This window comes from Providencia sp. wls1943, from assembly GCF_009706275.1.
In the GTDB taxonomy this organism is placed as follows: Bacteria; Pseudomonadota; Gammaproteobacteria; order Enterobacterales; family Enterobacteriaceae; genus Providencia; species Providencia zhijiangensis.
Map to the genome: position 1 here is coordinate 1 of NZ_WLTU01000006.1, position 11,013 is coordinate 11,013.

Annotated in this window: 5 protein-coding genes and 10 pseudogenes; 7 read left to right on the forward strand and 8 right to left on the reverse strand. The window is 40.1% G+C overall.

The annotated features are described in order from the left end of the window. Positions 1 to 61 precede the first annotated feature (61 nt). Together GKR48_RS02040 and GKR48_RS02045 are read left to right on the forward strand one after the other, a co-directional pair. Positions 62 to 867 (forward strand): IS5 family transposase gene (locus GKR48_RS02040; RefSeq protein ID WP_230088568.1). Its coding sequence is split into 2 segments (ribosomal slippage): positions 62 to 412 and positions 415 to 867, totalling 804 coding nucleotides; the frame shifts between segments, so codons are not numbered across the junction. Positions 868 to 870: 3 nt separating this feature from the next. Then, positions 871 to 960: pseudogene (locus tag GKR48_RS02045) on the forward strand (IS1 family transposase); the annotation flags it as partial. Positions 961 to 1,155: 195 nt separating this feature from the next. Here GKR48_RS02045 and GKR48_RS02050 read toward each other — a convergent pair. Continuing rightward, positions 1,156 to 1,455 (reverse strand): annotated as a pseudogene (locus GKR48_RS02050) (DNA polymerase III subunit epsilon); the annotation flags it as partial. Between the two features lie 264 nt (positions 1,456 to 1,719). On the opposite strand from GKR48_RS02050, the gene GKR48_RS02055 reads away from it, so the two are divergent. Together GKR48_RS02055 and GKR48_RS18295 are read left to right on the forward strand one after the other, a co-directional pair. Then, complete coding sequence (locus GKR48_RS02055) at positions 1,720 to 3,285, forward strand: DKNYY domain-containing protein (protein WP_154626598.1); 1,566 nt, start codon at positions 1,720 to 1,722, stop codon at positions 3,283 to 3,285. Between the two features lie 7 nt (positions 3,286 to 3,292). Continuing rightward, positions 3,293 to 3,458, forward strand: a pseudogene (locus tag GKR48_RS18295) (IS256 family transposase); the annotation flags it as partial. A 20-nt stretch (positions 3,459 to 3,478) separates the two neighbouring features. Here GKR48_RS18295 and GKR48_RS18110 read toward each other — a convergent pair. Together GKR48_RS18110 and GKR48_RS02065 are read right to left on the reverse strand one after the other, a co-directional pair. After that, on the reverse strand, positions 3,479 to 3,730 hold the full coding sequence (locus tag GKR48_RS18110; RefSeq protein ID WP_042116339.1) for a hypothetical protein: 252 nt from the start codon (positions 3,728 to 3,730) through the stop codon (positions 3,479 to 3,481). Between the two features lie 74 nt (positions 3,731 to 3,804). After that, positions 3,805 to 4,020 (reverse strand): annotated as a pseudogene (locus GKR48_RS02065) (helix-turn-helix domain-containing protein); the annotation flags it as partial. Positions 4,021 to 4,111: 91 nt separating this feature from the next. On the opposite strand from GKR48_RS02065, the pseudogene tnpA reads away from it, so the two are divergent. The 3 genes and pseudogenes from tnpA to GKR48_RS02080 all read left to right on the forward strand — a co-directional run bounded on the left by tnpA (position 4,112) and on the right by GKR48_RS02080 (position 5,553). Further along, positions 4,112 to 4,445: pseudogene (gene tnpA / locus GKR48_RS02070) on the forward strand (IS200/IS605 family transposase). 350 nt (positions 4,446 to 4,795) lie between these two features. Then, a complete protein-coding gene (locus tag GKR48_RS02075; protein ID WP_230088461.1) occupies positions 4,796 to 5,350 on the forward strand; it encodes a hypothetical protein in 555 nt (184 codons plus the stop codon). Positions 5,351 to 5,352: 2 nt separating this feature from the next. Continuing rightward, positions 5,353 to 5,553 (forward strand): helix-turn-helix domain-containing protein, encoded by a 201-nt coding sequence (locus GKR48_RS02080; RefSeq protein WP_070925360.1) that lies wholly within the window; start codon positions 5,353 to 5,355, stop codon positions 5,551 to 5,553. A gap of 921 nt (positions 5,554 to 6,474) precedes the next feature. Here the strand turns inward: GKR48_RS02080 and dmsD are convergent. From dmsD to GKR48_RS02100, 5 pseudogenes are all read right to left on the reverse strand, one after another. Then, positions 6,475 to 6,849, reverse strand: a pseudogene (gene dmsD / locus GKR48_RS02085) (Tat proofreading chaperone DmsD); the annotation flags it as partial. Between the two features lie 41 nt (positions 6,850 to 6,890). Next, a pseudogene (locus GKR48_RS17730) lies at positions 6,891 to 7,876 on the reverse strand (glycogen/starch/alpha-glucan phosphorylase); the annotation flags it as partial. 72 nt (positions 7,877 to 7,948) lie between these two features. Continuing rightward, positions 7,949 to 9,220 (reverse strand): annotated as a pseudogene (gene tnpC, locus GKR48_RS02090) (IS66 family transposase); the annotation flags it as partial. Between the two features lie 61 nt (positions 9,221 to 9,281). Next, positions 9,282 to 9,949: pseudogene (locus tag GKR48_RS02095) on the reverse strand (IS1 family transposase). A 197-nt stretch (positions 9,950 to 10,146) separates the two neighbouring features. Further along, positions 10,147 to 10,952: pseudogene (locus GKR48_RS02100) on the reverse strand (IS5 family transposase). Positions 10,953 to 11,013 lie beyond the last annotated feature (61 nt).

The following is an 11,013-nucleotide window of genomic DNA, read 5'->3' on the forward strand; positions in this document are numbered from 1 at the left end:
CCTATCCCAAAAGGAATTATCGTATAATATAATGAATTACGATAATTTCTGAGGGCAACGTATGGCAGGTAACAAGTGGCAAATCAGTGATGAACTCTGGGAGAAAATGGCTCCTCTCATCCCGGAGCATAGAACTCAACACCCGCTGGGTACGCACCGCAAGCGGGTTGATAATCGCGCTGCAATGAACGCCATTTTCTTCGTACTCAGGACGGGTTGCCAGTGGAATGCGCTAAATGCCACCGGTATATGCTCGTCAAGCTCTGCTCATCGCCGATTTCAGGAGTGGCGGGATGCTGGCGTATTTGAACGCTTCTGGCAAAACGGGTTGCTTGCTTGCGAACAGTTGGACGCTATTGACTGGTCGTGGCTGTCGATGGATGGTTGTATGACTAAATCACCGCTGGCAGGCTCAAAAAAACAGGCAGGAACCCAACAGACCGAGGGAAACGGAGCGTAAAGCGCAGTCTGATGACCGATGCGAACGGATTGCCCCTCTCTGTGGTGGTAGCGGGAGCAAATACACACGACATAAAGCTGGTTGCGGATACGCTCGATGCCCTCCTGACGGGCAGACCGGGCAAGAGGCTCCGGTTGTGCATGGACAAAGGGTATGAAGCGGAATGGTTGGGATCGTATCTGAAAAGTCGTCGCTATGAGCCTCATATCCAGTCACGGAAGGATGAATCAGAAGCCATCAAAAACACGGATTTTAAAGCCCACCGCTGGGTTGTAGAGAGAACATACAGTTGGATGAATCGCTACCGTCGTGTCCTGACTCGTTGGGAGAAGAAGGTCGAAAATTACGAGGCAATGCTGCATCTTGCCTGTGGTATCATTGTCTGGAATAAAAACCTATTGGGATAGGTTCTTAATCGCAAGACGTTAGGGTATTCAAAATCATCCGGCATGCATGACAAGATCATTGGGACTTTCATTGAGCGAGAGTATTACGTTTGAAATGCCATCACCCCTTTGGATACGTGACCCGAACGTGATGCCAAATTCAATGATGCGGGCAGAGACGAAGATTTCGCCCCAGTATTCAATGTAGGTGTCTTGGTACATGGAAAGATTCCTCTTATTGATTAAACCATGAGTTCACTTTCCATTTTCCAGAGGTTTTCAAATATGCAAGGCTTACCTTGTAGAGAGCTACAAAGCTTTAAATCGATTGCGAGCATCTTTGTAGTCATAGTGGGCATGTTCTGAGCCACGATGATACAAATCATCCAGGTAAGTTTGTTCCTGCGGCAACTCGTCTTCGCTGATTTCGCGCCACCAATGTTTGTTGGCACCTTTAACACCGTCATGCCAGCGGTAGCCACGCTGTTTTAAATAGTCCTTTACGTCAAACGGCGCACCAAACGCACGAACTAACACAATTCGTCTGCCTGCTTCAGACAACAAGTTTGCAACGGACTCGGGCAACAAATAGAACAACCAGGCCATCGCTTATATCCCCGCCCGCATTGGGCGAGGGTTTACGGCGTTTTTTGCTAACAAAATAACGGGTAATATTGTTGCCTAAGTCAATTTATTGTCTATCCATGATGTACGGTTATCATTAAAAGACACTGACATCTTTGTCTATCCCCCTAAATTGCATTTGAAGTATATTCCTTTATCGATGCCTATTTATTGCTGGGAAATGTAGGTTTACTTAATCTTAGGGAGGCACGACGATAGAACATATTCGTTAGTAAGAGGGAATATATTATGGCAGAACCGCAGTATTTGTTTGGAGAAATACCTTTATCACGGGCAGCCTTTGATCGTTGGTTAAAATCAGAATTTACGATAGCAGAAGCATCAGGTCATGCCCAGAAATTACAGCAAAAAACCATTGCTCAATTGTTTTTAACTTATCTCAATGCCCCTTCAGATGAATTACGCTTTTTGTTGTTACATGATAAGCAGCAGGCAGTTTTACGTTGTGGATTATGGTTAGTATCGAATGAGCTTAGTGATAATATTTTACATCTTGTTGAGATTTTAAAAACAACGGCCTCTTTTGTCGCGAGAAATACTACCGCGACGGTAATATATGGTGAAAATATTGCAGGTACTTTGATTGTTGAAAAAGACAAATCAACCCTATCAGATAAAGTCACTCGTTTTGATACTCCAAACTGGGCACAGGAGTGGTTGCAAGAGCTTGAGGATACCAGTGAAGATAACATAAAAAAATGGATTGATAGCAAATTATGGAATCAAACTAAACGTCAGTACAATATATATTTGCGTAATGCGACCCCAGATAACCGTATTCATATTAAAAACACAGATTTCTTCTCTAATGGAACTCAGGTTGTTAGCTGGGAAAATGAGGTATTGCCTAATGCTAATCCTTTCACGTTTAAGCGCATATTTACCGATAGTTTAAAAAATATCTATTCTGACAATAATTCTGTATGGCTGCATCCTAAGCTATCGTTAAATATGCCCATATTGATAGACACGAATTTATTAGGAAAAACGATTCGTTTGCTTGAGGGGGATTACGATACTGACTTTATATTACAAATCGACAATACATTATGGTTTTCTGTGATAAAAAATCGTCAATTTAAGCTTGGCTCTATCACCGTGGATATGGCAACTTTTCAAAAAATCAATGATAGCCATTATATCGATAAAAATGCTTTCTACGGCTCAAACCACCAGCAGGGAGTTTTTAAAATTGAAGGAGTTGATCCTGGTACTGTGACAAAATTTGACAACATATTTTCAATATCGGGTAATCAAGTCTTTTATTATAACGGTGTATTAGAACATGCTGACGCAGCAACATTTCGCCAACAAGAAAATTATTATCTCGATAAAAAACATGTCTGGGAGGGAACAAAATTATTAGAAGGTTTCGATCCCCACAGTTTTGAAATTGTTGATTGGCGTTTAGGGTTAGTGAAAGATGCTAACAATGTTAGGATTTGTTGGAAAAATATAGAGAACGCTGATGCGTCAACAGTAGAACTCATTGATGTTTATCATGGGGCTTATTGGCGTGATAAGCAGCATGTATGGTACTTCAATCAACAACTTCAACCATTAACACTACCTGATGATGGTGAATTATATTTTTATCCAAAAAGCAATTTTTGCCGTGTTGGGCAAAACATCTGGTGTCAGGAACATTTACTTGAAGGTGTTGATGTTGAGACCTTTACAGTGATTAAGCCTACTATTGGGCGTGATAAAAATTATTATTACTACGAAGAGCATCGATATACACACCAAGAGTATGTGGAAGAGGATGTTGAGCGTTATTACACTTTTGGTTAATTCACGTGTGTTCTTCGACTACCCAGTTGAAATACGCAAGGCCATTTATACCACCAATGCCATTGAGTCGCTGTACTTGGCCTTGAATCAGGCTTCAAAAAGTGGACTATGCCATACGCAACTAGAAGCCAGCGATGGCACAGTTCGAGATCATGTATCAGGATCGGATTTAACAGTGAAACCAGCCATTTTCTCAAAATCTTTTACAGTCTCGTTCTGACAATTTCATTCCATTAAAATAAATTTGTTGAGAACACCCCATCCCCTCATAACCCGCATATCTTTTTATGACCACTTCACTTTTCCCTTCATTCTTATATCTATCCGACTCCCAAGACATTCTTTCCATCGGTACTTCTTTTGATGCTGAGGCATCCCATCTATTTGTAGAACACCCAACCAAACCTAGTAGCGCCAACATAACAAACGCAGCCTTAGACTTCATCATATTACCTCAAGTATTAGTATTTTCGACATTATATATTTATGTAAGTATAGGTTTCAATTTGTTTCTATCATTTTTAGCCATTGGGTATCAGAGTGGGATTTCCACTCAATGAGCCATGAAGCCATTTTAGTGTAGGGGATGTATTTATTTCCCGCTTCATGGTTCTCATTCTGAAGTGCCAGCGCACGGTTAAAAACGAAACGACAAGCCCCAGCAAAGCGCCGCATGTCGCGCTCCTGTTGACCATTTGGTCTTAACTGAAATTTGAAGGCTTGAAGTCGTTTCATATTCACAATTATACTTTGGTCTATGAAAAAAGAAACGGATATCCGCCGCGGTAGAAACTGTGTGTTTCTAATGCATGTTCACTTGGTTTTTGTGGCTAAATATCGCCGGAAAATATTTGATCAGGACGCTATTGAGAAGCTGCGCGGCTATTTCGCAAGTGTATGTGCAGACTTTGGAGATGGATGGTGAAGCTGATCATGTGCATCTACTGGTCAACTATCCACCGAAATTAGCGATATCTCACCTTGTTAACAGCTTGAAAGGTGTTTCAAGTCGATTGTTGCGGCGTGATCGGCCTGATATTGCAGGTAGATATTACTACAAAGGCGTTCTGTGGAGTCCAAGCTACTTTGCCGGTAGTTGCGGAGGTGCGCCAATATCCATCATTCGGCAATACATTGAGCAACAGCAAACACCAGGTTAGGTGAAAAACCGCGCCTTATATCCCTGCCCTGAAGGACAGGGTTTTACGGCGCATTGGATAAGACAAATAGATTTTAAACCGACTCTTTGATCCCCCCTATACCCCGAAGAAAAAATAATCGGATATGGCCTCCCTATTTCCGTCAAATTGGTATCACAACTGATATGTTTTCCATCATGGCCAGACAAAACAATTCAACCTAACTCAAATTTATAAACCTCATTCTTAAACACCGCATATACAGAAAGTAAAATTATCGTGAAACGATAATCTTTTTCTTTACTACGATAATTTTTTATTGTAATTTGATAATTAATGTACTAACGCAAGGTCTATGTGGATAAATGGAAATGAGCAAAAGTAAGAAAAAATTATTTTTTTATTCTAAATCAGTCGCTTTTATAATTTGGATAATGGCAATCGCAGATCTAGTTTGTGATTACTATTTTTGGGCAACTCAAAAAGAACAAATGTTGTACGGGATAATCGGAAACATTGATCCGACGTTGTTAGACAAGAGTATCGAACTAAGTTCCATAAGTGTGATATTACTAATGCTACTAACACATATTCCTGTTTTAATTTCTTCTATAAGCCTATTTTTTGTTGGTTATTTCTTTTTTGAAGCATCAAAAGGCGAAATTTGGACACAACGAAATATCAAAACACTCTTTATCGGTGGAATATTAGCAGTCATAACACCTATCGTGAATGGTATGTTAGGCTCATTAACAAGTTTAGCATTATCAATAAGTTTACCACCCGGTGAACGCATTTTTGTCTTTTATTTAGGGTTTTCTTTAAATGCAATGCGTGAGATAATTTACGGCATTATGATCCTCTCTCTCGCACTAATAATGAAAGAAGCCAAAAAAATTAGTGATGAAAATCAACAGTATATATAACTATGCCTATAATAATAACTCTAGATGTTTTGATGGTTGAGAAAAAAATAAAATCAAAGGATTTAGCTTTAGAGCTAGGGATCACCGAGGCAAACTTATCCTTGCTCAAAAATGGGAAAATAAAAGGAATTAAATTTTCCACACTAGAAAAACTATGCGAAATTTTAGATTGTCAGCCTGGAGATATTATTAAATATACTTAAACCTTTATTAAGGTTATTGATAAAAATTACTTAAAAAAATGATGACATAATAAAAAATCACCATATATCAAATAGTTAAACCAAAAAAACTCGTTTATAAAAATAACAAAATTAAATAAAAATGCTATCTTATACATATCGTTAATAAGCTTTTAAAAATGAAAATAAAATACTTTATTTTTGCACTGTTTTTATACTTATCATATTATTCGTTAGGTAGCTACATTTTGAATTACAATACATCTAACTATATTTCAAACGGAGATATTATCTCTCATTTAAAATATAAAAATAATTCTGAGGGCTTATATTTAACAATAAAAAAACCAATAGAAAAAATTTATTACAGCCGCTTAATTTAATTGCGTTATTAAACTAAAAATACACTACATTCTAACCCAAGTTGATATGAGACTTTAAACATGATTAAATTACTATTTATTTTCATGACCTTTATTATTCCAGTTCATAGCTTTGCTTTGAATGATTTAAACAATAATAATGAATTAATTTATAACTATATTTACCCAAAGAAAGACCCCTTAATTTTCAATGGGAAGCTCGGTGAGTCACCATCCAACAACTACATGATTAAAAACACAAATCAATCAAAATACTTTAATTTTAATGTAACTAAATACAGGCAATATCTTGATGAGCGACAAGAGCAATTTTATCAAGGGGGAACTCGAGCATTGAATCACTATTCAGATAACTTGGGTATAATAATTCCATTTAATTAATAGCTGTATCAATATTTTTCACTTCAAAAAAGTTGAATTAGAAAAGCCATTACTTCAAATAACAAACGTTATTATTTAATAACAATGACGATATAGCCATTAAAATGGCTATATCGTTCACTAATATTTTCTAGCGGAAAAAGATCTCTTTGTCGGCCACATCAATCTTTAATGAATTCTACCAACCTGTCAGCGTCAATTGCGCTAACTCTGCCAACCCCACATAAAATGGAAAATTGGCATTAGCTTGCAGTTTATTGAGATAATGGAACGCCCAAGGCAATAAATGCTGAGCTAATAACGCATTTAATTTAAGCGGCTCATTCTCAGCAACCCATGCCACCATCATCAACATCAAACCAAAATGATCTTCAGGTTCATTTTGCGTTAAACAAATATCAATGTGATTATGTTGCATCCATTCACGTAATTGCAGTGTGGAATCACCAAAAATGACATTTTCTTTATCTAGCCACACAGAACCCCATGGCGGTGATGGCAATGCGTAAGGGCCAATAAATAGCCGCTGATAAGCTTCATCTAAGCTTTCATTATCTGTCTGCAAAACAGCTAATTGACGGCTAAATCATATACTCACAAAATGATAGGATTAATGTGCCAAATTTGAGAAGCATAGTCTTTTATCGTTCTATCTGACGAAAAAAAGCCCATATTGCAAATATTTTGTGCAACTTTGGCTTGCCAAGCTAATGGGTCTTGATATAGATGATCGACCTGTTCTTGCGTATTAATGTAGCTACGATAATCTGCAAAGAGTAAATATTGATCGCCGCCATCTAATAAGCTATGCGTTAAATCTTGATAAAAATTAGGGGAATCAGGTTTAAAATAGCCGTTCGCAATTTGGTCTATGACCTGTTTTAGTTCCGTATCATTTTCATAATACCAGCGTGGGTAATAGTAGTTTTGCTTGATTTGTTTCACTTGATCAATGGTATTCCCGAATATGAAAATATTATCAGGACCGACATGCTCACGAATTTCAACATTGGCGCCATCTAATGTGCCTATTGTTAACGCCCCATTTAGTGCAAATTTCATATTACCCGTTCCCGACGCTTCAGTACCTGCGAGAGATATTTGTTCAGAAAGATCGGTCGCAGGGATAATTTTTTGGGCCAAACTGACACTGTAATCAGGGATAAAAACGACTTTTAGCCGTGAATCAATGCGTTGGTCATTATTAATAACGGTAGCAACATCGTTGATGAGATGAATAATTTTTTAGCCGCGCTATAGGATGAGGCCGCTTTACCTGAAAAAATCACCACACGAGGTACCCAATTTTTTTCAGGGTTAGCTAATATTCGATTATAGCGAGTAATGACATGCAGCAAATTTAATAGTTGTCGCTTATATTCATGGATGCGTTTGATTTGTACATCAAATAAGGCTTCGGGATTGATAACAATTTGCTGAGTTTGTGCAATAAAGTGCGCCAATTTCATTTTGTTACTTTTTTTCACTTGGCTCAATTTGTCTAAGAACTGTGGGTAATCTATCCAGTGTTTCAGTTCGCAGAGCTGCGGTAAGTCAACTAACCATTGTTGGCCAATATTAGTTGACCACTTCACTGAGATCTGCTGAAGCTTGGCAGTCTCTATAAGTGAGAACATACGTTCACGGAACAGATCGCCTCTATATGAGCGAGTCACGTAGCAGCACTTTCTCATCAATATATAATTACGCAGGACACGCTCTGCTGCATTGTTCGTTAACGGGCAGTCTGGATCATCCATAAAGCGCCACACCATAGCATCATCAGACATGAGATTTCGGCACCGACCTCGATAACGTTTCGAACATTGATAACTGCCCAGTTTGAGCCAATGAAGCCAGCTTTTTCTTAACCGCCTGAGCCGGCGATAGTATTGGGTTTTGGTGAGCTTCTCTTCGATATATCGGTGATGGCACCTGAACACACTGTGGGCGATCAACGCGAGTTTTTCCCCGATTTTTTGATTTTCAGGACAAACACTCTCCTCGATAGCGATGACGTTTCGTAAGATGTGCGCCCAACATAGTTGCCGTTTTGATTCATCAATGTATTTGTAGGCTGAGTATTGGTCGGTCACTAAAAGGTGTGAAACAGCTTCACCAAGCAATCGCTTAGCCGCATGTTGGTTTCGACCGCTGTTGATTTGGAAAAAGGCAAAGTCATTACTCAGGGCTGCCCACATCCAGCGTTTCTCATTATTACGTTGATGCGAGGTTTCATCGGCCATAATCAGTTGAGAGGCTTTGACTGTTTCATGGATTTGCGTATGAGTATCTGCTAAGTACTCCGTTACTCGTCCTTGTGCGGCTGATATCGCACCTGTAGAGAAGTTAAGCTGAAACACATCTTTCAGCATAGATTGTATTTTGCCGATGCTTTGATGGTGCTGCGTCGCTTGGATTGCGATAAAACTATGTAGATTTGGGCCCATCTGAACATCAGAGACATGCTCCGGAAGCTCTGCTTGATGCTTATCACCACACCATGAGTACTCACCTTTGAAGACCTGATGCTCAACAAGTGTGTAAGAGATATCTGGCAAATCAAAAATTTGGTGTCGTTTATAAGGTTTTCTATTTGGAATAACACAACCACCGCAATGGCATGTTTTATTTGGTAAGTATTGCTCAACCGAGGCACTGTCTTCAATAGGGTGAAGCAGTCGGCGGTGGCCTTTATGACCTGGCTGAGCTCCTGGCTTTTTTCCAGATTTTTTCCGATTCGGCGAAGTATTCTTAGCTTTATTATGCAAAGACTGTTGGGATGACGGCACAGAAGAGTTACGGCTATTTTGGTTTAGTCGGTCTTCAAGTTCGGTCAGCTTATTCCATAGAAAATGGATGATATCTTTCGCCTCTTCAGGCGAATCGAAATCTGGTGGTGGAGGTAGTGTTTTCTTATTCATACCTTCAGATTGCCAGCTCAGAAAGATCACTCAAGTCGAATATGGGATCAAGTTAACCTCGTCACATAACTTTGCTGTCAAGGCATCGCGGGTGAAGAGTTACACCTAATGTCTTACGGTTAAGGCGCTTCAAGCGGTTTCTCAGGTTCAAATTCTCTCTTTCTATTCGTTGCGTATAAAACTTACTTACCACATGTTTCTGCTTGGGCAATATCTCATAAGCACTGAACTTATCCGTGCACCAAAAAGCCACATTAAACCTAGACAGTAAAGCCAGTAACTAGTGAAGAGTCCTTTTGTTTCGACGACCAAACGTATGAGCAATTATCCGTTTTAGGCGGGGCTCCCACGCATACCAAAACCAGCGTTGTTGCTTCTTATTACCCACAAAAGACCACTGTTCATCGACTTCGCAAAGGAGCTCAATGTGCAGATTATCAAGGGGTAAAGAGGTTACCTGCCTCGGCGAGAGTTTTTTAAAGTGCGAACAACCGCATTAATGCTGATATGAAGGGCTCTAGCGGTATCACGAATACCGGCATTATTCATCGTGAGGTCGATAATTTTATCTTTGGTACTGGGCTGGCAGGCTCGATATTCATAGTCGAGTTGGAAGCTTCGGCAGCAGTCTTGACAACGATAACGTTGATGACCTGTACTCCCTAGGCCATGTTTTTTCACTGAGGGAGTTTGTTGACAAAATGGGCACCTTACATCAACTTTAGCCATGAATATTCTCTGGAAAATTACCTTATATTACAGGTTACTCACCGGATTGAATACATGACCAACAAAACTGTCTAGTGACACCTCTAGCTATCATCTAATGTGATGATAGCTAGAGATGTTTCATCATAATTTACTGATAAGTAAATAAAATATAGTAGGTTTATTTACAGTTAGCTTTTTATTCCCACATTTAGAACCTATCCCAAAAGGATTTTATTCCAGACAATGATGGCACAGGCAAGATGCAGCATTGCCTCGTAATTTTCGACCTTCTTCTCCCAACGAGTCAGGACACGACGGTAGCGATTCATCCAACTGTATGTTCTCTCTACAACCCAGCGGTGGGCTTTAAAATCCGTGTTTTTGATGGCTTCTGATTCATCCTTCCGTGACTGGATATGAGGCTCATAGCGACGACTTTTCAGATACGATCCCAACCATTCCGCTTCATACCCTTTGTCCATGCACAACCGGAGCCTCTTGCCCGGTCTGCCCGTCAGGAGGGCATCGAGCGTATCCGCAACCAGCTTTATGTCGTGTGTATTTGCTCCCGCTACCACCACAGAGAGGGGCAATCCGTTCGCATCGGTCATCAGACTGCGCTTTACGCTCCGTTTCCCTCGGTCTGTTGGGTTCCTGCCTGTTTTTTTGAGCCTGCCAGCGGTGATTTAGTCATACAACCATCCATCGACAGCCACGACCAGTCAATAGCGTCCAACTGTTCGCAAGCAAGCAACCCGTTTTGCCAGAAGCGTTCAAATACGCCAGCATCCCGCCACTCCTGAAATCGGCGATGAGCAGAGCTTGACGAGCATATACCGGTGGCATTTAGCGCATTCCACTGGCAACCCGTCCTGAGTACGAAGAAAATGGCGTTCATTGCAGCGCGATTATCAACCCGCTTGCGGTGCGTACCCAGCGGGTGTTGAGTTCTATGCTCCGGGATGAGAGGAGCCATTTTCTCCCAGAGTTCATCACTGATTTGCCACTTGTTACCTGCCATACGTTGCCCTCAGAAATTATCGTAATTCATTATATTATACGATAATTCCTTTTGGGATAGG

Bases quoted from the DNA above. Each gene is read 5' to 3' on its own strand.
- GKR48_RS02055 (WP_154626598.1), top strand. From the start codon at position 1,720: ATGGCAGAACCGCAGTATTTGTTTGGAGAAATACCTTTATCACGGGCA.
- GKR48_RS18110 (WP_042116339.1), bottom strand. From the start codon at position 3,730: ATGAAGTCTAAGGCTGCGTTTGTTATGTTGGCGCTACTAGGTTTGGTT.
- GKR48_RS02075 (WP_230088461.1), top strand. From the start codon at position 4,796: ATGAGCAAAAGTAAGAAAAAATTATTTTTTTATTCTAAATCAGTCGCT.
- GKR48_RS02080 (WP_070925360.1), top strand. From the start codon at position 5,353: ATGCCTATAATAATAACTCTAGATGTTTTGATGGTTGAGAAAAAAATA.